This is a genomic window from Microbulbifer mixtoriginis (SeqCode) (genome assembly GCF_052468275.1).
In genome coordinates this window covers 1,681,713-1,705,488 of sequence record NZ_CP174341.1, presented here as the reverse complement: position 1 = coordinate 1,705,488, position 23,776 = coordinate 1,681,713, and the positions used below count along the sequence as shown (strand labels likewise).

Here is a 23,776-nt window from a genome sequence, read left to right as displayed (position 1 = left end):
AGTTTCTAATGCAGAGTCCAATATAATTTACTGGCAGTATAGTTTTATTTTATTTTTGTTCTAAAATAAACAGCTGAAACAAAACTCTAACCGTATCCAGCTAACACTAAATTCTCTGGGTCCTGTCTATTTAGCTTCTATAAAAACAGTCATTATAAAAAAAGACTAAAGAAATTGCTTACTTAGTCCCTAATTTTTCCCCGCATCGCCTTTACTTGAGAGCGGCGATTTTTATTTTTCAGGCGCCGCTCCTTTGAGCCTCGACTGGGTTTCGTCGCTATACGCGGCTTATCCACCCTGGATACCTGCTCGACCAATTGCTGTAAACGTTCCAAAGCATCTGCCCGATTTTTCTCCTGGGTCCGAAAGCGCTGCGCCTTAATAACCACAATACCATCAGCTGAAACTCTCTGATCACGTAATTGTAGTAGCCGGGACTTAACCGCCTCAGGCAGAGAGGAGCTTCTAATATCAAACCTTAGGTGAATTGCACTAGAGACTTTATTTACATTCTGACCACCCGCCCCCTGGGCGCGGACAGCGCTGAACTGTACATCAGCCAGGTTAATCTTTAAACGGGCACTTAACATAATTTCAAATCCAAAACCAACTCGATGACCATCAGGGTGAGAACTTATATTTTACTGAAATTCATCACTCTTTAGGACACTCTCCTTTCGGTACCCTGGTACCCCTCATTCTTAGAAAAACACTTGCCCTTCCCATTAATCAGACGCACCATGAATCGAACGATTAAAAAGCCATAGCGCATTTACCTAAAAAGAATCATTCAGTACTATTGCGCCACTTTGTGCGTGCCTCAAGGCCCCCAATTTTGGGATGACCAAGCAGCCAGCCACTTAACCCGTGACTTATTTTATTGTCTGGGTCAAATCCGCTAGTATTGCCAAGCTTCCTTGAGGTACAGGAACAAAAAACAATAAAGATGCACGCCCAGTTGTTTCCTCTGGACTCCTCCCGATGTCTCCGCGGGTGTGCCATTACCGCGACTAGGAGAAAACCATGCCTAACGCCAAGCGCAGCCTTGCGGCGGCTATTGCACTTGCATCCCTTACCAGCGTTTCTGCAATTGCAGAAGAATCGGCCTTCAGCCAGGTTATTGCTTTTGGTGACAGCCTCACCGACGTAGGCAACTACGATGTATTCACTAATGGTGGCGATGCAAATGATATCGCTATCAATGTCATGTCCCAGAATCTTGGCCTGGGCTCTTTAACAGCATCTTGTGCTGGTATGCAATCTTCTCTCTGCCTACCCAGTATTGACCCTGCATTGATGACTGACCCCGCCAAGCTTGAAGCAGATGTTTCGCGGCAGGTTTTTAACGGAGTCAACGAAGCAGGGTCTGTATGGGCTGTTGGTGGCCACAAAGCTGCTGACGTGCTGATGAATATTATCGGCACAGAAAACTACATGGCTTTCCTTCAAGCTAATGGCTTAGACGCTGACGTCAATCGACACAACCTTCTTAGCGCTTTTATGCCAAAAGTGGGTGCCGATGGAAAACCAGCCTACCCAGACCAACAATTGGCCGGCTTGCTAAAACAGAAGTTAACCGAAGCTGGAACCTACGCCGCTATGGCGGAGGCTGCTAAGGCACAAGGTGATTTAGCCGCAGCAGCTGGGTATCAACAGCAAGCATTGGCTGCTAAAGGCGAGGCTGATCAAGCTCTAGAACAATTAGGTACTTCTGGCAACCCACACCCTTTGGGTAGGGGTTACCTGGAAACCACTCTTGGAACTGCCGACGCCAACGCCCTTTATTGGGTGAATGGTGGCGGTAATGACTTGCTGAGCGGCTTTGAAAGTGTTGCCAAAGGTGAAATGAGCATTGAGGAAGCCACTGCGAATGCAGGTCTGGCATCCGTGATGCTCGCGAGCGCTGCCGGCGCCTTATCTAACGCAGGGGCAAACTATATTCTGGTATCCAATGTGCCGGATATCAGCAAGACTCCAGCTGTATACGCTGCCGCTTATCAAAAAGTTAGCGCAGATCTAGCTAAAGCCGTAGATGCAGGTCAGATCACGCCAGAAGAGGCCAGTGCGACATTACCTGGCGCCATTGATGAGTTACTAATTGAAGCCAGCAAAGCCTCTGAGGCCTTCAACGCCAACTTGCTAGCTCAAGCCAAAGATATCGATGGTGTGCTGATGATAGATCAGGCCGGCCTACTCAAGGTCGCTCTGGAAAATGCTGGAAAACTTAACTTGGCTACAGGTCTTGACCAGAGCCGATATTGCTACGATGACAGAAGCGGGGACTGCGTTGGGCACGATATATACAGCATTGACGGATCAGCTCCAGACGCTTCCAAGCTGATCTTCAACGATACCGTTCATCCCACCCAAGTTGGTCAGCAGGTTCTTGCCGACTACTACACCGCTATTGTGAATGCCGCCCAGGTCGCCGGTCAGCTGCCTGACATCGGCGCTCAGGCTGCTCGCACACACATTAACAGCCTGGATGAAAACCTGGCTGGTGTTCGCTATAGCCAGGCCCAAACCGCAGTATTTGCTGGTGGCATTTTCGGTGATATCGATTACGACAACGGCTTTGCCGCCGATATGAGTGGCGATAGTAATGCCAACCTGATCGGTATGACCTACGCCCTGCGCGACAACCTGGAACTGGGCTTCGCGGTGAGCCGCTCCGATATCGATGTGGATAACGCCCGCTCCGATATCGAGTCCACCTCTACCAACTACAGCTTGTTTGGCCGCTTCCATCACGATGTATTCTTCGTTGAAGGTAGCATGACCCTGACCGATGTAGACTTCGACCAGGCAAACCGCGCCCTGACCCTCGGCAATAATTTTGCTTCCGAGCTGGAAGGCGATACCTCCGGTGAAAATACCACCCTGAGCCTGACGGTTGGTGCCAACCTGTTTAGCGAATCAAGCTTCCAGCTAGGGCCCTTCATCGGCGTAACCCGAGCGACCATGGAAGTTGACGGCTATACCGAAAAGGCCATCGAGGGCTTTACTTACACCGACTCCATGGGTAATGAGTACGATCCCCTGGGCATGAATTACGGTGACCAAGAGCGTGACTACAACACCTTGCGCTTCGGTGCTTTTGCCAATAAGAGCTGGAACACCATCAATGCCTACGCGCAGGTTTGGTATGAAGATACCAACGGTACTGACACAGATACCCTTGAGGTAGGTGTTAAGTCTATGGCTGGTAACATGAACGCTATGCCCAGCTATTCCAGCGTGGACCAAGGCCTCTTCGACGATGGTATGGGCCTGATTGCTGGTATTCGCTGGCAAGCGGCTGACTCCCTCGCTTTAAGTGCCAATGTGACCTCACGCCCAGCGGCTGAGCAAGCATCGGTCAATGTTACCTACCGCTTCTAATCCAGCTATAGGGCTAACACTCGCGCCCCTCAGGGGCGCGACTCTCTTCCCTCTCCTAACAATTAAGTTCCTCCCGAGCCTCCTTCTCGCTATATAAACAGCTTACCGGCACAATACAAAGCCAACCCTCATTGTGAAAAAAACCAGTATGTTTCAAATCACAACACCTAATTTAGTGATCAGTGAGCTCTGTGAAAGTGACGCGAAACTGATGCTCAACCTACTCAATGATAAGGACTTCGTGAGATATATTGGCGATCGCGGAGTGCGCACTCTTGAGCAGGCTAGTGATTACATTAAAAAAGGGCCAATAGCCATGTACCGCAAGTACAACTTTGGTCTCTATAAAGTTGAACTTGGCAATGGTATCGGCATTGGTATATGCGGCTTAATCAAGCGGGACTGTCTTGATGATGTAGATATTGGCTTCGCTTTCTTAGCAAAATATAGAGGCAGAGGCTACGCGTTAGAGGCAGCACAAGCCGTGCTGGAATATGCTCAACACCAATTAAACTTAGAGCGAATTGTCGCGATCACACTACCCGAAAACACACCCTCAATAAAGCTGCTGAATAAAATTGGGCTTCAAATAGAGAAAAAGATTGTTTTACCAGGGGAAACAGAAGAGCTTCTCCTGATGGCATGGGAAGCTTAATAGAATAACAGAAGTCATTTGGTATCCAAAAATACTGCAACCAATAATGACCAACTCGTAAAAAAGTGACTGGATAGAGTGCCTCTTCTGAGCCGACAGTTTCAACCACCGACTCAGCGACCTAAACTTAGCCTCTCCAGCTTGGCATCAGGTCCAGCTTCCAACCATCTTGGCTTTTTATTATTCTGGGGGCATTGATTTTATATTTCATATCCATGTACTCCATCGTAATAACAAGTTTTGCCCGCTCAACGCCAAACTTAGTTTCGATAGAGTAGTCAATAGACTCCAGATCAGCCTTATCCCAATCAAAGGAATGATTTTTACTTTTCAACAGGATTTTCTTGTAAGCGGTTTGAATTCTACTTTTCTGGGTACGTATATAATCTGCACCCTGCATCTTCTCTACCAACTCATTGGTTCGCTTCATAAAACCTTTTTTACTGGATTCACGAATATCAGCATTTAGAGCCAACTCAATCAAACCTTCATGATCTTCCGCTGTCATAAATAAATCGTTGTAGCCTTCCTGATCCTGGGAGGTTAGCGCATCTACAAGATCCTCTGCCAAATCCTCTGGTGTTGAGTTTTCTCCACAGGAGGCTAGAAATATGACAGATAATACCAGCACAGCTATTTTTTTCATTTATCCCCTCAATCTAAAGACCATGAACAGGGGGCGGATAGTAGGCATGAGAACAATACCAATCAAGAGATTTTATGCTGACAGTAATCACACGTAATGACACTGATTGACTACAGCAGTAAAACTTCAAGATTGCTATTCTTCATTTGAACCCAGAAGTCCCTTCTCTTTATATCAGAACTCCAAACCAAGTTATGAACTGCGTTGATTGGTAGCTTATCACCAGAGACAAGTCCAATCTTTACCAGATATCGCTCCTACAAATCCAATCAAAATACAATTAAAAAAATAAATTTTTACTTTTGAGCTTTTCGATTAGTCAATATCTAGGGCTGGCATTCAGGCCAAAATATTAAATAGTATTTTTTGTAGAAACATTGCATCTGAAGATATAGCCGACACGGTCAAGAATCGTGAAATTCCGAAAATGAATATAAAAAACTACTTTTGAATCATAATCATCTATTTAAATCATTTCCATTGAGTAATTACACTATCAATTCAAGACAAATATGATAAAGCTTTAATGCCTTACAAAAATCATGGTTTCTTTATTGACATGCCACGGCGCTAAGCTAGTCTCCAACTTATTAATCTAGGAGAAGAAAGCCATGATAATCGCGACAGATATGCCTGAAGTGAGCAAATGTGCCGCAACTCAGTGTGCCTATAATGCTAATGATGCCTGCCACGCCAGGGCGATAACTATAGGTGAAGGCGCGGACCCAGATTGCGACACTTTCTTCACTAATTCCAGGCACACCCGCAGCTCCCGCACCGCGGGTGTTGGCGCTTGTAAAATGGAAGACTGTAAATTTAACGATGACTTCGAATGTTCAGCGGACCGTATAGAGGTTGGGCGCAATGGCAACTCAACAAATTGCCTAAGCTATACCCACTGAGCCTGGATCAGCTGGCAAGTTCCTCCCCAATAAAAAAGCCCGAAAGCTATCCGCTATCGGGCTTTTTCTTTTAAGGCACTACACGATCTTAATCTACAGCTTGTAAATCCGGTTGAGACTTCTCTTTGATATCCCGGGGCTCCCAAACTACCCCTTGAGTAGTCGCATGCTGCTTAAAGAGAGGTTGATAATGGGATTCCAGCACTTTGCGTTTAATTTTTAGAGTGGGAGTCAGAAATTCATTTAACGGAGTCCACTCCTCCTTACAGATAAAAATTGCCCGGATACGTTCATGGTGCGGTAAACGCTCATTAACTGATTCCAGTATACGCCGCAACTGTTCATTGACCTCAGCACGAGGAAGCTTTTCCGCAGATTCCGATAGGGTCGCCAACATCACAGGTTGATCCATACCATGCCCCAACACACAAAGTTGTGCCAAAAGGGTCTCATTACCGAAGTGTCCCTCCAGTAAGCTGGGCTGAATAAATTTTCCTTTACTCGTTTTAAAAGTTTCAGAGATCCTACCTGTAATATGCAGCAAGCCCCTCTCATCGATAAAACCAGAATCCCCGGTATGGTAATAACCATCTCGAATGGCTTCTGCAGTTTTCTCTGGCTCCAAGTAATACCCCTTCATCAGAGAGCCGCTCTTGAAAAGGATTTCACCCTCATCAGAAATTTTCACCTCGCAACCGTGGTAAGGTTTACCCACCGTACCAGGCACTGGGTCCTCACCAGGCATCACAAAACAGCCATAGATAAAGTTTTCCGTCATCCCATAGCCATCAGCTATCTGCATCCCCATACGCTCATACCAGCGCAATAGCTCGATGGAAATTGGTGAGGCACCGCTTACCAGCATTCGTGCCTGATCCAGTCCAAGCCCGGCACGCACCTTATTTTTTAACCAACTATTCAGGCCCGGAATTCTGAGCAGTACATTTTGCAACGCAGGCGGAATCTTCTCGTCAATTCCCTCCTTAAACTTGGTCCACAATCTGGGAACCGAGAAGAACATAGTTGGCTTGGTGCGCTGTAAGTCTTCGAGGAAAGTATCCAGGGACTCCGGAAAATGTACCGGCGTACCTGAATAGAGACAGTGGAATTCCACCAAGATTCGCTCTGCGGCATGGGCCAAAGGCAGATAGGAAAGCACGCGGTCGCTCTCATTAAAGCCATAACCACGAATCATATTGGGTACTACAAAGACTACCGACGACCATGTATGCATCACGCCTTTGGGATTACCGGTAGTGCCAGAGGTGTACATAATGGTGAAGAGGTCATCCTCATTAAAAACGGGACTTTCCTCATAGCGTTCATTAGAGGCGATAACAGCTCCCAACTCTTCATCGCAGTGTATTTCACAGCGCTGAATCGCTACCGAAGGTAGAGTGTCCGCCACTTCCTGAAGAGCGGCATTGTTATCTGTAGCTCCACAAAAAAGCAATTTCGACTCGGAGTGCTGCAAAACATAAGACATAGAGGATGCAGATTGCCCAGGATACAGAGGCACACTAACCATACCAGCAAGCATGATACCTACATCAACAATGATCCAGTCAGCACAGTTTTTACCATGAATTGCAATTCGATCGCCTGGTTCGAATCGGCTGCGCAGGTAGCCCGCGATACGTCTGGCCCGATCCATTACCTCACGCCAGGTGTAATCCTGCCACTCGCGGCGCTGCATCTGACGAAGAAATACCGTTTCCGGTTCTTCCGCCTCTCTCTTGTAGAGAAGCTCCAATGGCTGCAGGCCCTTCACCTTCTCGTATCGCTCTTCTGGAGTCATCGCTTTCTCTCTCATTATTGTGTTTATTATGGTTTGATATTGGATAGCACTGTAAGACCCTGCACTTGGGTACTAGCAGCGACTTAAATTCCAGATCGCCAATTCAATTGACCGCGCACCTAAATCACCATTTTAGTGCACTCGGACTAGCAGCTTTCTAAGAGGTGCAGTCACAAATATATAGGTCAACGTCAGCTTATCGTTATTATTTAACTTAAAGTTACTGAATATGCTCGCTTAGTGCAATTACTAAGCACTAGGAATAGATGTACCATTTCAGTAAGAGTGTAGACTACCCAGTCCGTTGCAATGAGATTGCAATAAGACAGTATCTGGTGCACTTTTTGTGGAAAGGCAAAAGCTTGAGTTAATGAAAAAACTTAGAAAAGCTTACGGCGCAAGAGATGACTAGCCAGTACCAACTATAATCACGGTAGTAATAATTGTGAATACTTATATTCTTATACTTTCACACTTTAAAAAATCTAATTACTCTCCAGCCTAAACTGTCAAAGCAAATGTGTGTTCCCAGAAATGAAAAGAGCTAAACAGTATCGTTTTTTAAAAGATAAAAACAGGAATTTTAATCGAATCAGCAAACCATCGCTCACTCTGACTAAAGCTTCGCTAGAAACACTCAACCAGTGAAAAACATTTACTAAATTAAAAGTTATTTTGAATAACTCACTGCTGCGAAGAACTTTATGCGCAACAGAGTTGAGAGGATAAAGGATGAGGAAGATAAAAGTTACAATTAAAGTATCTTAAAAAAGAGGAAAGCTCATCCAACTCTCCCCTCTTTTATTTCCTTATTTTTAGCTTACTGTCTCACCATGAGCCTGCTTATCTGCATGGTATGAAGAACGCACCAGCGGACCACAAGCGGCATGCTTAAAACCGATTTGCTCTGCATAACGACGATATTCCTCAAACTCATCCGGGTGTACATAGCGCTGCACGGGCAGGTGCTCTTTACTCGGCTGCAGGTACTGACCGATTGTGAGCATATCGATATCATGCTCGCGCATATCGTCCATTACCTGGAAAATTTCTTCCTTTTCCTCACCCAGGCCCACCATCAAACCAGACTTGGTGAGTACATCCGGGCGACGCTTTTTGTACTCTTGCAGCAGCTTTAGAGACCACTGGTAATTGGCACCTGGGCGGGACTCTCGATAAAGGCGCGGTACGGTTTCCAGGTTATGGTTGAATACATCCGGTGCCTGCTTTTCAAGGATATCCAGTGCAATATCCATGCGCCCGCGGAAGTCGGGGGTGAGGATTTCCACTTGCAGGTTCGGAGAGAGCTCACGAGCTTCGCGGATACACTCGGCAAAATGCTGAGCACCCCCATCGCGCAGGTCATCCCTATCCACCGAGGTAATAACCACATAACGCAGACTCATAGCGGCAATGGCCTCCGCCAGATTCTTGGGCTCTTCCGGGTCAAGAGGGTTGGGCTTACCGTGGCCAACATCGCAGAAGGGGCAGCGGCGGGTACAGATTTCCCCCATGATCATGAAAGTGGCAGTACCGCCACTAAAGCACTCACCCAGGTTCGGACAGCTGGCTTCTTCACATACGGTGGAGAGTTTTTGCGAGCGCAAGATACTCTTGATGCGATCCACTTCTTTTGAGGCTGGCACTTTCACCCGGATCCAGTCGGGTTTGCGCAGCACAGTATCACTGGCAATAACCTTGACTGGGATACGCTCTACTTTGTCACCATCACGCAGTTTCTCCCCCTGTTGAAGGCGGCGGGTGCGCTTTACCGGCACCAGATCGGGTTTATCAGCCATTACTCAATTCCTGCTGTTCCGCGCTCAGTTGCGCCAATACATGTTCTTCAAGTGGCTGCCACTTTGCCGGGGGCAGCTCCAAGGTACGCAGTAATTCGCACACAAAAATTTCCGCCACCTGTTCCCAGGAGGGTACCTGTGGCAATAACTCGGCCATCTGCACCATTTGCATGCCGGCATATCCACAGGGGTTAATTCGGAGGAAAGGGGCCAAATCCATATCGATATTGATGGCAATACCGTGGAAGCTGCAGCCGCGGCGCACACGCAGGCCTATGGAAGCAATTTTATTGCCACTGCGAGGCCCTTCCGTCAGATAGACCCCAGGTGCATCAGCACGGGGCGCAGCTGCAATACCCAAGGTTGCCAGCATTGCTACCGTAGCCTTTTCCAAGGCCGTCACCAGATCGCGTACGCCGATTTGGGCACGACGTAAATCCAGTAATGGATAAACCACAAGCTGGCCGGGGCCGTGATAGGTCACCTGGCCACCACGGTCCACCTGCACCACTGGGATATCACCGGTATTCAACAGATGCTCTGCCTTGCCGGCCTGCCCCTGGGTAAATACCGGTTGATGCTCCACACACCAAATTTCATCTGCGCTACTTTCATCACGAAGATCGGTATATCGGGACATGGCACGCCAGACGATCTCGTAGTCCCGCCGGGCTAGGTTGCGGACAATGGTCATCAAAGCACCATATGAACCGCAGGATGTACTTTCAACTCCTCAAAGAGGGCCTTGAGCTGGTCCTCACCTGTAGCGAGGATAAAGAAGGTCATGGAAGTAAACTTCCCACTGCTACTATCCCGCAGAGTAATACGCTCCTCATCCAAACCGGGGGCATGGCGACGCATAACTTCCAGAACGAACTGATGCGCGTCCTTATTGGCATCGCGTACCACTTTGACCATATAGTCTTCGCAAGGGAATTCAATCTTCGGGGGTTTCTGATTGGGATCTTGACTCATACCACTCTCCGGGACCGGCCTTAGGACATTAAGAAAAGCTTAGGTGCAGCCGGGCGGCGATTATACAGTGAGCGCAGGGCAGTGGACAGGGAATGACAGAGGAACTGGTCAGGGAACCGGGCGAGCCGGCCAGGGAAGCAAAATTGCCACCCCTGGCTGGTCAAAACTGAGCAAATTTAATTGAAGAAGCCCATAACAAAGCGCTTGATAGAATCCCACATGCGCTTGAAGAAACCGGCTCGGTCTACCTCTTCTGCGGCGACCGCTTTAACATCCGCGACAGTTTCGCCATCGAGAGTCACAACAACTTTACCAACAGACTGACCCTTCTCGACGGGAGCTTCCAACTCTCCATCCACAATCAGGTCGGCCTTGATACCCTCTTCGCCACCGCGTGGGATAGTTACAAAAATATCCTTCTCAACCGCTATGCCAACACTGGGTTCTTTACCACCCCAGACACGCTCGGTCTGCAGTACTTCGCCCTGCCCATATACTTTGTGGGTCTGGTAGTAGCGGAAACCATAAGCCAGTAGCTTCTGGGTCTCTGAAGCGCGTTTTTCATCGCTATCGGTGCCTACCACGATGGCTATCAGGCGCATACCGCGCTTCATGGCAGAAGCCACCAAACAGTAGCCAGCCTCTTCGGTATGGCCTGTTTTAATGCCGTCTACTGCGGAATCACGCCACAATAGGCGATTGCGGTTGGGCTGGTTGATACCGGAATAACTGAAATACTTCTCGGAGTAGATGTCGTAGTGCTCCGGGTGGTTGGCAATCAGAGCACGTGCGAGAACCCCCAAATCCCGGGCAGTGGTCACATGCCCCTCAGCCGGCCAGCCAGTAGCATTGACAAAATTGGTGTTCTCCATCCCCAGCAGTTCGGCTTGCTGGTTCATCACTTCAGCAAATACCTCCTCACTACCTGAAACATGCTCAGCCAGGGCGATACTGGCATCATTACCAGACTGGATAATAACGCCGCGCATCAGGTCCATAATCGGTACCTGGTCGCCAACCTTAACGAACATCTTAGAGCCGCCCTTGCGCCAGGCTTTCTCAGAGATACGTACCTTGTCATCTTCTTTAATGCTGCCTTTGATCATCTCTTCCGAGACAATGTAGGCCGTCATCATTTTTGTAAGGCTGGCAGGAGGAACCTCCTTATCAGCCTCGTGTTCCACCAATACCTGACCGGTATTGGCATCCACAAGCAAGTAGGAGGTAGCCGCCAGCTGGGGCGGCGCTGGAATAAGTGATTGCGCCTGGGCTAGGCCCGCACAAAGCAACAGAAAAGAGCAGGCGATAATCCGTGTGATCATAGGTGAGAGTCTCGTTAATCCTCGTGTTCGTTGGCTGGCTGTTAACCTATTACTTATTTTAAGCAATTATTTCACAGCGAAGGCTTATCACCTTATGCCGTGAGCCAGTAATAAAGACAAAATACAAGAAAATTCACGCCATTGCGCAGTATTTTGTGAACGGTCGTTCCTATGACCGTCAATTCCATTGGTGATCACTGACGACTAGCTATCCCCCCTATGCTGCCGGCACAGCTGATGACGGGTTTTTCAGCAATTTCGAGAAAAGAATATCGTCAGGATTTTACGGTTCTCCGGTAACCGTGACCTTTCTCCACAAACTGGAGTATTCACCGTTTGGGCCGCACTTTTACCGATGGGTTTTACTCATACACAACCTGGGGCTCTCCCAGCTGATTCTTCTGCACAGTTTCCCGTGCATTGGCCAGGGCCCGCTGTTGGGAGATTGGGCCTATGCGCACCCGATAAAATTGCTTGCCACTGCGCTCAACCGGACTGACAGAAACAGGATAGTCAATTGCTGCAGCCAAGCGAGCCCGAATTTTCTCGGCCTGGGCTGGGCTGCTATAGGCTCCCACTTGCAGGAAGGTATTTTCCGGCAGGCGGATACTGGCATCCTGGGGCAGGCCGCCAGTTACATCGCCAGCCAATAGGGTTTCCGTCACCGGTGGCAGGGTATTTGGGTCCAGCGCTTCTACCTCAACACGGGCAACACCCTGATTCACATAGTCCAACTTTTGCGCTGCTGTATAACTCAGGTCGATAATTCTGCCGTGAACAAAGGGGCCGCGGTCGTTAATGCGCACAATAATACTGCGCCCATTATCCAGGTTGGTTACCTTGGCATAACTGGGTAGCGGTAGGGTTTTGTGCGCGGCGGACATGGCATACATATTATAAATTTCGCCATTGGCAGTGCGTCGCCCATGAAATTTGGTGCCATACCAGGAGGCCTTACCCTGCTCTTTGTAGCCCTTAACCGCAGGGCGTACGTGATAGGTTACACCTTTGACTTTATAAGGGCTTTTATTGCCCGCCGGTCCGATTGGTTCCCGCACGGGTGTGGGCTCCGGCGTAGCGAGCATATTTACCGGTTTGGCTGGGCCGCTATCCTTAAGGCTATCGAAGTCCTGCTCGCCCTGCTTATTCGGCTTAATTTGCGGGCCGCCACAAGCGACCAAAAACAAAGCGGCGAGTAGGAACACTCGCCGTATATTGCGCTGAAACATAATCCCCCCGGCGCGCGGCAACCCCAGGCTGCCATCTCCAAGCCGCTGTTATCTATAACTGCTCAGTAAAACAGAAAATTATTGATTACCACCATCACCATTAGTTCCCGGCTTTGGCAATTATTCTCAGGAATTATTTATCTCCAACTCAGCTCTTTCCGCCGCGCGCTTTAACAATCTCCTGGGCAAGTTCATTCACTGCCATGGCGTAGAGGCGGCTGCGGTTGTAAGCCGTAATAGTGGAGAAGTTATTCAGGCCTAACCAGTACTGCTTGCCCTGCTCAGTCTGCAGAGAGAAAACAATCGCGGGCATTTCAGGTGCCACTTGGCTGGTAGCATTAAAACCTTTTTCCGCCAGCTCACCCACTGTCCACTCGGGCTGTAGGGTATCGTTGACGATGGTCATATCTGCATTGGGGCGCGGGTTGGCTAATACAGTCGTTGGCTCACCGGGCTTCCAGCCGTGCCTGGCCAGATAGTTAGCCACACTGCCGATCGCATCGGTTGTATTGGTCCAGATGTCCACCTTGCCATCTTCACTGAAATCCACCGCATAGGCGCGGTAGCTTGAAGGCATAAACTGGCCGTAACCCATGGCACCGGCATAGGAGCCCTTCAGCGCGAGAGGGTCCATACCTTGATCACGGGTTAAAAGCAGGTAGTTTTCCAACTCCTTGGTAAAGAACTCAGAGCGGCGCGGGTAATTGAAGGCTAGGGTGGAGAGTGCATCCAGTACCCGGTAGCCTCCCATATTGCCACCGTAGCGGGTTTCAACACCGATGATCGCGACAATAACCTCAGCTGGGACACCATACTTTTTCTCAGCTTCTGCCAGGGCCTCAGCATTCTTATCCCAAAAATCCACACCGCCGGCAATGCTTTGCGGAGTTAAAAATAGCTTTTTGTATTGATACCAGGGCTTGGCTTTTTCTGCGGGGCGCTTGATCGCCTTGAGGATAGAGTCCTTGCGCTTAGCATTGCGCATCAGTTCCTGCATTTCGTTGCGGTCAAATTGATGCTCTTGCACCATATATTCCACGAACTTTTGCGCGTCGGCATTATCGCCGTGGCCGGGCTCCTGCGCACAAGCTGCCAGCGCTAGCCCCATACCAACCAATAGTCCCGAGGTCCACTTCAAAACCACCGCTCCTGTCTTCATCTCGCGTCTCTACATCCAGTTTTTGATTTGCGCCGCTGGTTCATCAAAAATGTACCCTGCGCCGCTCGGTCCCTACGGCCATGAGAATACCGAATCCCGCCATTAAGGTAATCAGTGAGGTTCCACCGTAACTGATTATTGGCAAGGGTACCCCTACCACTGGCAACAATCCCGTAACCATACCAATGTTTACAAACACATAGACAAAAAAAGTGAGGGTAATACTCCCCGCCAGCAGGCGCCCAAATAGATGTTGCGCCATAAAGCTAATATAGATGCCGCGAGCAATCACCAGCACATAGAGTAAAAGCAGTAACAGGACACCGCGCATCCCCCACTCCTCAGCCAACACCGCGATAATAAAGTCGGTATGGCTCTCCGGCAGAAAGTCCAGCTGCGACTGGGTGCCCTGCAAATAGCCTTTGCCATACACCCCCCCGGAACCTATGGCGGCTTTGGAATTGAAAATGTTCCAGCCAGCACCAAAGCGATCATCGTGAGGATTCAGAAGTGTCAGGATACGCTGGCGCTGGTAGTCCCTGAGCCCCCACTGCCAGATTGGCCAAGCGGAAACCACCAAGCCCATGGCCGCCGCTCCGATCATCTTCCAGCTCAACCCGGCCAAATACAGCGCGAACAGGCCGGAAGCGGCGATCAGGATAGAGGTCCCTAAATCTGGCTGGCGCACAATTAAAGCAGCTGGAACCGCCACGATGGCCAGAGCCCCAATGACAGTCACAAGGGACGGGGGCTGGGCGCGCTGGTGCAGGAAAGCCGCCACCATCATCGGCACTCCCAACTTCATCACCTCCGAAGGCTGAAAGCGGAAGCCGGCAATCTCCAGCCAACGTTGGGCGCCCTTGGCACCGGTGCCAAAGAGCAACACCCCCACCAGCAGAGCGCAGCCGCCCAGATAGGCCCAGGGAGACCAGCGCCGATAAAAATCCAACGGAATCTGCGCGACAATAAACATGCCGGTGAACGCCAGGCACATAAATATAGACTGGCGCCGCACGTAGTTCATATCGCCGCCAGAAGCACTGTAGAGCACCCCCAGCCCCACAGAGGCAAGCACCAATAAAAGCACCAGCAGTGGCACATCAATGTGTAGGCGTCTCGCCAGACTCACCGGCTTTCGGAGACTGCCGTGAGCATCGGACAGCCGGTGAGAAAAATCGCGGCTAGCCATTATCCACCCCTTTGCTCAATCTGGTTTTCTGCGCCGTATTCTCTTGGGTGTCTGGTCGTGGCACCCACTCGGCAAATAATTCCCGCGCCACCGGCGCCGCCACGCCGCCACCGGCTTCACCATTCTCGACCAAGACCGCTACAGCAATACGCGGTTTATCCACAGGAGCAAAGGCGACAAACAGGGCGTGATCGCGGTGGCGCTCCTGCAGAGCCTCTGAGTCGTAACGGGCGCCCTGGGCTATACCTACCACCTGGGCGGTGCCGGATTTTCCAGCGACACGGAAGTTCAGGTCTTTACCCGCGCGTTTGCCCGTGCCATAGCTGCGATTGACCACCGCCTCCATGCCCTCGAACACCAGGTCCCAATTATCAGGGTGCGCCTCCAGGTTATGCAGAATTTCCGCCGGCTGTTCGACCCCGTTGATGGTTTTCACCATTTGCGGGCGATAGTGGGTACCGCGATTGGCAATGGTAGCGGTCATCACCGCCAGCTGTAGGGGCGTCGCCAGGACGAACCCTTGCCCCAGCACGGCGTTCAGACTATCGCCAGGGAACCAGGGCATACCCCGCGCACCGCGCTTCCAATCCCGCGAGGGGAAGAGGCCGGAGCGTTCCATCGGCAGATCGATGCCGGTCTTGGAACCCAGGCCGAAGTGAGCGGCCATATCGTGCATGCCATCAATATCCCAGCGGTGAGCCATATCCCAGAAATAGACGTCGCAGCTCTGCGCCATAGCCTGAATCAGATCCACCTTTTCTCCATGGCCCCAGCGCACATGGTCGCGGTATAGACGTGGATCATTTGGCAGCTTATAGAATCCCGGATCCTTAATTTTGGTTTCACGGGTGATCAGTCCGGCCTCGAGCCCGCCTAACCCCATCAGCGGCTTCAGGGTCGAACCAGGCGGGTATTGGCCCTGTACCGCACGGTTAAACAGCGGCACATCGAGGGAATCACTCAGGGCGCGATAATCAGCAAAGCTGATTCCGGTTACAAACAGGTTGGGGTCGAAGGAGGGCTTGCTGACGAAGGCCAGCACCCCGCCGGTGTTCACATCGATGGCGACAACTGCACCGCGGCGATCGCCCAGGGCATCCGAGGCCACCTGTTGCAGGTGCGCATCCAGATGCAGGGTAAGGTCAGCACCGGGCTTGGGGTCCTGGCGCTCCAACACCCTCAATACTCGCCCGCGTGCATTGATCTCCACATTTTCATAACCTACTTCGCCGAGCAGGGTTTTCTCATAGGAGCGCTCCAGTCCCACCTTGCCGATACTGCGGGTACCGCGATAGAGGCGCACGTCCTCTTTAGTGAAATTACTCAGGTCGCGATCACTGATACGCCCCACGTAACCAACACTGTGGGCAAACAGGTCTCCCAGGGCGTAGTAGCGCACCAACTCAGCCTCCACGGAAACTCCGGGCATGCGAAACTGGTTCACGCTAATCCGTGCGATTTCCTCCTCACTCAGACGAAACCTCAGAGGCACCGGTTCAAATGGACGGCGGCGACGCAAGCGTTTGCGAAATTTGGCCACATCGCCGTCACCCAGACGGACCAGATGGCCGACCAGTTCGAGGGTTGCGTCCAGGTCTTTCACCCGTTCACGCACAATAGAAAGGTTATAACTGGCGCGGTTATCCGCGAGCAATATACCGTTGCGATCGTAAATCAGCCCGCGAGTTGGAGCGACGGGGCGTACCTGAATACGGTTATCATCGGATTGGGTGCGGTAGTCATCGTAATCTACCACCTGCAAATTATAAAAACGCGCAATCAAAACCCCTAGCAACGCGATGACACCAACAATGGCCACCAACATGCGGTTGCGAAACAGTCGCTGCTCCGTGTGGGGGTCCTTGAGGTGATGATCGTGGGGCATTGGCGTTTTTTAAACGATTATGACTGGCGCGGGAAAAAACTAATTCGGACTACATTACCACAGCGAACGCACGGAGAGAGAATTCCAGTTGGCAAATCTCTCCGCACTTGGTCGCAAATGTCTTATTTGTGATAAGGGTGGCCGGCAAGCAGGGTCCAGGCGCGATAAATTTGCTCGGCCAAAACCACACGTACCAGAGGGTGCGGCAGGGTCAAAGGTGACAGAGACCAGCGCTGACGCGCCCGGCTCAGGCAGTCCTGCGAAAGCCCGTCTGGGCCGCCAATCAACAGGCTGACATTTTCCCCCAGCAGCTGCCAGTCGCGCAGCTGGTCGGACAATTGCTCTGTACTCCAAGGCTTGCCCTTAACATCCAGCGCCACCACATGATCGCGCGGGCCGAGAGCAGCGAGCATGGCCTCGCCCTCTTTCTTGCGCGCTTTATCAATCAGTGCCGCAGAGCTTTTCTGGCCCCGCTGCCCCAGGGGGATCTCCACCATTTCCAGAGCAATTTCACGGGGCAGACGCTTGGCGTATTCGGCATAACCCTCCTGGACCCATGCCGGCATTTTGCCTCCGGCGGCGAGGATGCGAATCTTCACTTAATCAACCCTGATGGGGATCGCTACCATCCGCCTCATCGCGGGTATTTGGAGTCATAGACCAGAGTTTTTCCAAGTCGTAGAAATTGCGCACATCCGCGAGCATTACATGCACTACCAGATCCCCATAATCCACCAGTACCCACTCGCCCTGCTCTTTGCCCTCAACACCAATCGGGCGCACCCCCTCTTTCTTGAGTTCGTCCACCACATTTTCCGCCAGCGATTTTACCTGGCGGCTGGAGGTACCGGTGCAGATCACCAGGTTGTCCATCACATCAGAGAATTCGGAAACATCCAGAGCGACAATGTCTTTGCCTTTCAGATCTTCCAGAGCATTTAGCGCGATATCTTTAATATTTGTCATAACACCTTGATTCATTACTGGTCACCAGTGGCAACCGATTCTGTGTAGAGTTGATGGTCTTCAATATATTGCAACACCGTTGCTGGCAGTAAGAAACGCGGAGACTGGCCGCTGCCCAGCAACTGGCGAATCTGTGTAGCGGAAATTGGCAGCAGGGTTTGCGCGCGCAAAACCAGGCGACCTGAGGCATATTTATGTAAATCGGCCACGTTGCCGCGATGCTGCTGCAGCAATTTCGCTAGCTCGGCATTGCCAGTGGCTGCGCTCGCTTCCGGCAAGTGCCAGCCGGGCCTGGTCACAACGACCAGGTGAGCCAGCTCCAACAGGCGTTGCCAACGATGCCAGCGATGCAAGGTCAACAAGGAGTCAGTACCCATACAGAAACTGATGGACACTTGTGGCCCCAATTCCTCACGCAGCGCTTCGAGGGTATCTACCGTATAAGTGTCGCCACCGCGCTGTAGTTCCCGCTCATCCAGCTGCAATTCATCACAACCAGCCAATGCCAGCGCCAACATTTCACTACGCTGGCGTGAGGAAACTCCTGGACTCTGACGATGGCGAGGCTGATGGCTGGGTAACAGACGCATTTCATCGAAACCCAGGGCCTGGCGCAGCTCTAGCGCCATGCGCAGATGGCCGAAGTGCACCGGGTCGAAAGTGCCGCCGAATAAGGCGATGGTCTGCCGCTTAGTTGCCAAAATTACCTCTTTGCTGGCTGCCGGGCCCGAAAAACTATCGGCGGATATGCCCGTCACCGAGCACAATCCACTTTTGCGAGGTGAGCCCTTCGAGCCCCACCGGTCCACGGGCGTGGATTTTATCAGTACTGATACCGATTTCCGCCCCCAGGCCGTATTCAAACCCGTCGGCAAAGCGCGTGGAGGCATTAATAATCACCGAGCTGGCATCCACCTCGGCAAGAAAGCGACGACTGCGACTGTAATCCTGAGTCACAATAGCCTCGGTGTGGCCAGAGCCATAGCGGGCAATATGATCCATTGCGCCATCCATATCCGCCACGACACGGATAGCGAGAATGGGCGCAAGGTACTCCTCACTCCAGTCGCTGTCACTGGCTACGTTAATCTGTGGCAATATCTCTCTGCTGCGTTCACACCCGCGCAATTCTACGCCTTTCAGCGTATAGGCCTCAGCCAAGCGCGGCAGAATTTTCCCGGCAATTGCCTCGGCCACCAACAGCGTTTCCATAGCGTTACAAACGCCGTAGCGGTGGGTCTTGGCATTCAAGGCGATCTCAAAGGCCTTCTGCTCGTCAGCCAGGTCATCGATATAGACGTGACAAACGCCGTGCAGGTGTTTGATCACCGGCACACTGGCTTCGCGGCTGACCCTTTCGATCAAGCCGGTGCCACCACGTGGCACTATGACATCCACATAATCGGGCATGGTGATCAGGGCGCCCACTGCAGCGCGGTCGCTAGTATCCACTACCTGTACAGCCGTTTGTGGCAAGCCGGCCTCGCGCAGCCCTGCACTGATGCAGGCGGCGATAGCCCGGTTGGACTGCAACGCCTCACTACCGCCACGTAAAATAGTCGCATTACCGGATTTCAGGCAGAGACTGGCCGCATCGATAGTCACATTAGGACGGGACTCGTAAATAATGCCCACTACTCCCAGGGGCACACGCATCTTACCCACCTGAATTCCACTGGGGCGATAGCACAAATCCTCAATTTCCCCCACCGGGTCCGGTAGGTCGGCCACCTGTATCAGCCCTTCGATCATACCGTCGATGCGCTCATCATTGAGTTCCAATCGGTCGAGCAGTGCCGCATCCAGACCGCGCTCGCGTCCGGCCTGCATATCAGCCGCATTGGCCTTGGCCAGTTCGATCCGATTGGCTTCCAACTCGGCAGCAATTGCTGCAAGGGCACGGTTCTTGACCTCAGTATCTGCGCGCGCCATTGTGCGAGAAGCTTCTCTAGCGGCTCGCCCCATCTGTTCGAGTTTGTCGCGGGTAGATTGCTGATCAGTGCTGGCTGTCGTGGTCACTTGGCTCTCCGTGCGAAATCCGGTCGGCCGCGCAGTATAACCCAGCAGCCGGGGGTTTAAACGGCATAAATGGATTCCTACTGCTGGGTTACTCCCTGCTCCAACGATCCAGGTTCTCAGCAATATTGGCGAGACGGGCCAAGGGGTCTTCCAGGGCCAGCAAATCCACTCTCGCTTTATCCTCAAGGGGTAACAACTGGGCCAGTTGCCAGGACAGGGCATCGGCGGAGTCGACATTATCGAACTTGAGTGAAAGATCCTTGGCACGCTCCTTTAACTCTTCCAGCACTGCCATTAGGCCATCGCAATCTGCAGGTATCGGCCGGGGGGCATTATCCGGCAACCACTCAACATCCCCCAGCAACAGGCCGTCTTCAGCCCGCTCGGTGTGACTGATGCGGAAGCGCCGCCGCCCGACTACCTGCACATGCAGCAAGCCCTCCTCTCCCTGACTCCAATCGACAATATGCACATAGACCCCAAGGGGCCAAACCGAGGCGTTGCCCACCTCGCCGCCAGAGCGAATCAAAACAACACCAAAGCCGCTCTCATTTTTCAGAGATTCGCTAACCAAATGCAGATAACGCTGTTCAAAGATACGCAGAGGTAGCGCAACACCTGGATAGAGGGGCACGCTCAGGGGAAAAAGGGGGATCTGTTGCAAAATGCTCTCTCGTTGGGTGGGTTGAAGTACTAAAGATACCACTGCCAACAGGATCACCGAGATTTCTGGCGAGGCCTTTAAGCGCCAATCCAATTGTTTGAGTGCAATATTCCACGGAATCCCGGTAATTGTCGGTGGCAAGCACGACCCACAGCCATTAAGCTGCTGCGGTTTATTAACGAATGGAGACTATTCATGCCTAAAGCAACAGCCCGCCATATCCTGGTACAGACCGAAGACAAGTGCCTGGAACTGAAAGATCAGATCGAAAATGGCGCCGATTTCGGCAAAATCGCGGAGCAGTTCTCCCAATGCCCTTCCGGCCGTTCCGGCGGTGACCTGGGTGAGTTCAGCAAGGGTATGATGGTGCCGGAGTTCGACAAGGTCGTTTTCTCTGAGGAACTGAACAAGGTACACGGCCCGGTAAAAACTCAGTTTGGTTACCACCTTCTGGAAATCACCAGCCGCCAGGATTAATTCTCCGCGAATTAATCTGCTAATAAAAAGCCGGGCAATTGCCCGGCTTTTTATTGCTAACTCTAAAAAATATTCCCTCAGGCCTTGGCTGCCCCCTCTGGAATTTCCACCTCACTTCTATCTACAGAACCGGCACCCAGAGGTTTGAATATCACCAATAACAATGGCAACAAAGTCAGTGAGCCCAGCAGTGCCGCGGACATGGCCGAGGCGGTCAAGAGGCCAAAGTAAATAGAAGGCACAAATTTGGACAGCGCCAGGATCGAGAAGCCGGCAATAATGGTGATCGCCGTGTAGAACATGGCGCGACCGATAGTTGCATGGCTGCGATGCATGGTAGCCAGGTAATTGCCGTCTTTGGCAAACTCGGCGCGGAAGCGGTACAGATAGTGAATCGCGTGATCCACCCCAATACCCACGGTAATCGCCGCAATGGTGATGGTCATCATATCCAATGGAATACCGGCGAGCCCCATACCACCGAGTACCACACAGGCCGCCAGCATATTCGGTACCAGCGCGATAATGGCAATCGACAGAGAACGGAACAACACCAGGAACATTAACAGGATGCCCACAAATACCGCCCCCAGGGTCAGGATTTGGGACTTAAACAAGCTCTGCAGCATATTGTTGTAGAGCACCAGCAGTCCTGTCTGGTGGATGTTTTCCGGCGCTATACCCATTTCATTATGCGCGTAATCGTAAATGCGCTCGATCAATTCGCCACGGCGCAGATTCGGATCAGTCTCCATCACCCGCAGGGTAATGCGGGCCTGATTGTTCTCAACCGAGAGATAGGGATCTACCAATACGCCGCGAATTTCCGGCGGCAGGCTGGTATTGGCCACCGCCAACTCAAAGTCATTGAGCTGGCCACCTTTCAAGTCACGAGCCACTTTGTACAGAGTGGCGAGGGACTGCACCTTGCCGATCTCTGGCTGTTCCTCCAGGTAATCGTGCAACTGTTCCAAGGTATTGAGACCAGCTACGGTGAACCAATAACTCTGTTCCTGAGACTCCTCTTCTCCGCCGAAAGGGTCATCTGAGGCAAAGGGATCTTCCTCTACCGCAAACGGATCTTCCTCCACTTCCATGGCAAAAGGATCTTCCTCACCTTCGAAGGCAGGCTCCTCTTCCACAGGCTTGTCGAGGATAATATCCAGGGTCACAGTGCCGCCCAGGCGGCGGTCAATCACCAGCATACCCTGGTAAATTTCGGTGGAATCATCGAAGTAATCGATAAAGCGGTTTTCCACTTTAAGCTGCAGCATTCCCGCCACACTGATCACCGCAGCGGCCAGGGACACCCCCAACACCACAAACTTATGGCGCTCGGCAAAGCTAGAGAAACGCAGGGTAAATGCATGGGAATTATCCGCACTCACTTTGCCCTGGCGCTTGGGCAGGATCATCAGAAAACTGGGGATAATCAGGAAGGACAACATCAGGGCTAGAGTTACCCCCATCGTCATCATCCAACCAAAGTCGATAACCGGGCGAATACCACTCACCACCAGCGATACAAACGCAACGATAGTGGTCAGGGCCGTGTACAGACAGGGCTTGGCCATAAACCGCACAGTCTGCAGCACCAGTGTTTCACGGCTCCAGTCGGGGTTTTGCGCAATATATTCGCGGTAACGCACCGCCAGGTGGATGGTGATCGCCAGGGTAATAATCAGCAGCAGCGCGACAAAGTTTGCGGAAATCACAGTCATGCGCCAGTCGAGCCAGCTGAGCAGGCCCAGGATCGTCACTGCGGTGGTGACACAGGTGAGCAGCGGTAACAGCACCCAACGGGGCTGACGGAAGATCAGCAACAGAGTCAGAATAATGAAGACGAGGATGCCCACACCAAACACTACCAGATCACTTTTGATAAAAGTGATCATGTCCGAAGTGATCATGGTCACACCGCCGAGGAACAACTCTGCCTCGCCTTTGTAACCGGCGAGAATCCCCCGCACCTCATCAACTCGCGCCCGCGCTTCCAACTCCTGAGCAGTGCGGTGCTCCAAATAGACGGCACTCACCTCTTCCAAGCGCGCAGCCTCTTCCGGGCTCAGGCCCTCACTATTGCGCTTGCGGCGCAGGGCATCGCGCTCGCGTACCAATTCTATACCGTGGCTATCCAGCGTCAGATTGGCGAGCAGTGCGGTGGTCTGGCCATCCGGGCTCAGAATCAATTCGCGGTAAATAGGGCTGGAGAGAAACTCCTGTCGGGCCAGGTCTCGATCAGTATCTGCCTGGGACAGAGTGCGAATCTCATCGGTGATATCGGTTAAAGACAGTTTGGGGCTGTACAGCAAAGGGACATCGAGGATGGTCTGTACACTGGAAACGCCATCTACTCCGGCCAGCTCATCGCGTAACTTGGCCAGAGCTTGTAGAGATTTATCGCTAAACAGGTCGCCATCCTTATAGCGATAGGTGACCACCAGGAAGTCCCCGCTAGCGTAGCGCTCGGCGATCTCACGAAAATAATCCAGGGACTCATCGGCCTCCAGGGTGAGGGAGTCCGCCGAGGCATCGATCTTGAAGCGGGGCAAGCCCATCGCTGCCAGCAGGGTGAGCAGGCCGATAACTACCAACACAGCCAGTGGCCGCTTGGTTACCAGGTATTCATACGAGTTCTTGAAAGCTGACAGCATAGGTTTTTGCTTCTATCCAATAAATCAGTGGGCCGCAGTACGGCGCATATTTTGAT

At 51.7% G+C, this 23,776-nt stretch carries 21 protein-coding genes; 4 read left to right on the top strand and 17 right to left on the bottom strand.

The genetic code is table 11. The features are described from left to right. Positions 1 to 182: 182 nt before the first annotated feature. Positions 183 to 590, bottom strand: a complete 408-nt coding sequence (arfB, locus tag ACJJIC_RS07425; protein WP_444883946.1) for an alternative ribosome rescue aminoacyl-tRNA hydrolase ArfB — start codon at positions 588 to 590, stop codon at positions 183 to 185. Between the two features lie 433 nt (positions 591 to 1,023). Here arfB and ACJJIC_RS07420 point away from each other — a divergent pair, with 433 nt between their 5' ends. Both ACJJIC_RS07420 and ACJJIC_RS07415 read left to right on the top strand, forming a co-directional pair. Further along, on the top strand, positions 1,024 to 3,381 hold the full coding sequence (locus ACJJIC_RS07420; RefSeq protein ID WP_444910358.1) for an autotransporter outer membrane beta-barrel domain-containing protein: 2,358 nt from the start codon (positions 1,024 to 1,026) through the stop codon (positions 3,379 to 3,381). A gap of 148 nt (positions 3,382 to 3,529) precedes the next feature. Further along, a complete protein-coding gene (locus tag ACJJIC_RS07415; protein WP_445359704.1) occupies positions 3,530 to 4,036 on the top strand; it encodes a GNAT family N-acetyltransferase in 507 nt (168 codons plus the stop codon). A gap of 127 nt (positions 4,037 to 4,163) precedes the next feature. On the opposite strand, the gene ACJJIC_RS07410 is transcribed toward ACJJIC_RS07415, so the two are convergent. Further along, a complete protein-coding gene (locus tag ACJJIC_RS07410; RefSeq protein ID WP_444910360.1) occupies positions 4,164 to 4,682 on the bottom strand; it encodes a hypothetical protein in 519 nt (172 codons plus the stop codon). A gap of 611 nt (positions 4,683 to 5,293) precedes the next feature. Between ACJJIC_RS07410 and ACJJIC_RS07405 the strand changes: the two genes are divergently transcribed. Then, positions 5,294 to 5,584 (top strand): DUF1540 domain-containing protein, encoded by a 291-nt coding sequence (locus ACJJIC_RS07405; protein ID WP_252083115.1) that lies wholly within the window; start codon positions 5,294 to 5,296, stop codon positions 5,582 to 5,584. A gap of 88 nt (positions 5,585 to 5,672) precedes the next feature. Here the strand turns inward: ACJJIC_RS07405 and ACJJIC_RS07400 are convergent, their stop codons facing one another. The 14 genes from ACJJIC_RS07400 to ACJJIC_RS07335 all read right to left on the bottom strand — a co-directional run bounded on the left by ACJJIC_RS07400 (position 5,673) and on the right by ACJJIC_RS07335 (position 20,730). After that, a complete protein-coding gene (locus tag ACJJIC_RS07400; protein ID WP_444910361.1) occupies positions 5,673 to 7,382 on the bottom strand; it encodes an AMP-binding protein in 1,710 nt (569 codons plus the stop codon). Positions 7,383 to 8,197: 815 nt separating this feature from the next. After that, complete coding sequence (lipA, locus tag ACJJIC_RS07395; protein ID WP_444910362.1) at positions 8,198 to 9,181, bottom strand: lipoyl synthase; 984 nt, start codon at positions 9,179 to 9,181, stop codon at positions 8,198 to 8,200. Next, positions 9,174 to 9,875: a lipoyl(octanoyl) transferase LipB gene (gene lipB, locus ACJJIC_RS07390; protein WP_444910363.1), complete on the bottom strand. Its 702-nt coding sequence runs from the start codon at positions 9,873 to 9,875 to the stop codon at positions 9,174 to 9,176. Before lipB ends, lipA begins: the two co-directional genes overlap by 8 nt. Beyond that, positions 9,875 to 10,156: an HP0495 family protein gene (locus tag ACJJIC_RS07385; RefSeq protein ID WP_444910364.1), complete on the bottom strand. Its 282-nt coding sequence runs from the start codon at positions 10,154 to 10,156 to the stop codon at positions 9,875 to 9,877. The genes lipB and ACJJIC_RS07385 overlap by 1 nt, the downstream gene beginning before the upstream one ends. Positions 10,157 to 10,332: 176 nt before the next feature. Then, positions 10,333 to 11,478 (bottom strand): D-alanyl-D-alanine carboxypeptidase family protein, encoded by a 1,146-nt coding sequence (locus ACJJIC_RS07380; protein WP_252083120.1) that lies wholly within the window; start codon positions 11,476 to 11,478, stop codon positions 10,333 to 10,335. Positions 11,479 to 11,840: 362 nt separating this feature from the next. Further along, positions 11,841 to 12,707 carry a septal ring lytic transglycosylase RlpA family protein gene (locus ACJJIC_RS07375; RefSeq protein ID WP_444889549.1) on the bottom strand — a complete coding sequence of 289 codons (867 nt, stop codon included), beginning with the start codon at positions 12,705 to 12,707 and terminating at the stop codon, positions 11,841 to 11,843. 148 nt (positions 12,708 to 12,855) lie between these two features. Then, complete coding sequence (gene mltB / locus ACJJIC_RS07370; RefSeq protein WP_444910365.1) at positions 12,856 to 13,866, bottom strand: lytic murein transglycosylase B; 1,011 nt, start codon at positions 13,864 to 13,866, stop codon at positions 12,856 to 12,858. A 43-nt stretch (positions 13,867 to 13,909) separates the two neighbouring features. After that, positions 13,910 to 15,055: a rod shape-determining protein RodA gene (gene rodA / locus ACJJIC_RS07365; protein WP_252083122.1), complete on the bottom strand. Its 1,146-nt coding sequence runs from the start codon at positions 15,053 to 15,055 to the stop codon at positions 13,910 to 13,912. Then, a complete protein-coding gene (mrdA, locus tag ACJJIC_RS07360) occupies positions 15,048 to 16,940 on the bottom strand; it encodes a penicillin-binding protein 2 (protein WP_252083123.1) in 1,893 nt (630 codons plus the stop codon). Before mrdA ends, rodA begins: the two co-directional genes overlap by 8 nt. A gap of 122 nt (positions 16,941 to 17,062) precedes the next feature. Then, complete coding sequence (gene rlmH / locus ACJJIC_RS07355; RefSeq protein WP_444883939.1) at positions 17,063 to 17,539, bottom strand: 23S rRNA (pseudouridine(1915)-N(3))-methyltransferase RlmH; 477 nt, start codon at positions 17,537 to 17,539, stop codon at positions 17,063 to 17,065. A 4-nt stretch (positions 17,540 to 17,543) separates the two neighbouring features. Further along, a complete protein-coding gene (gene rsfS / locus ACJJIC_RS07350) occupies positions 17,544 to 17,921 on the bottom strand; it encodes a ribosome silencing factor (protein WP_252083125.1) in 378 nt (125 codons plus the stop codon). Beyond that, positions 17,921 to 18,664 (bottom strand): nicotinate-nucleotide adenylyltransferase, encoded by a 744-nt coding sequence (gene nadD / locus ACJJIC_RS07345; protein WP_444910366.1) that lies wholly within the window; start codon positions 18,662 to 18,664, stop codon positions 17,921 to 17,923. The genes rsfS and nadD overlap by 1 nt, the downstream gene beginning before the upstream one ends. Beyond that, a complete protein-coding gene (locus tag ACJJIC_RS07340) occupies positions 18,642 to 19,925 on the bottom strand; it encodes a glutamate-5-semialdehyde dehydrogenase (protein WP_444883937.1) in 1,284 nt (427 codons plus the stop codon). The genes nadD and ACJJIC_RS07340 overlap by 23 nt, the downstream gene beginning before the upstream one ends. An 88-nt stretch (positions 19,926 to 20,013) precedes the next feature. After that, positions 20,014 to 20,730 (bottom strand): LON peptidase substrate-binding domain-containing protein, encoded by a 717-nt coding sequence (locus ACJJIC_RS07335; RefSeq protein ID WP_252083126.1) that lies wholly within the window; start codon positions 20,728 to 20,730, stop codon positions 20,014 to 20,016. Between the two features lie 33 nt (positions 20,731 to 20,763). On the opposite strand from ACJJIC_RS07335, the gene ACJJIC_RS07330 reads away from it, so the two are divergent. Next, entirely contained in the window at positions 20,764 to 21,066 is a 303-nt protein-coding gene (locus ACJJIC_RS07330) for a peptidylprolyl isomerase (RefSeq protein ID WP_286037026.1), read from the top strand. A gap of 77 nt (positions 21,067 to 21,143) precedes the next feature. On the opposite strand, the gene ACJJIC_RS07325 is transcribed toward ACJJIC_RS07330, so the two are convergent. Beyond that, positions 21,144 to 23,720, bottom strand: coding sequence for an efflux RND transporter permease subunit (locus tag ACJJIC_RS07325; protein WP_252083128.1), 2,577 nt, complete (start codon positions 23,718 to 23,720; stop codon positions 21,144 to 21,146). Positions 23,721 to 23,776: the final 56 nt, after the last annotated feature.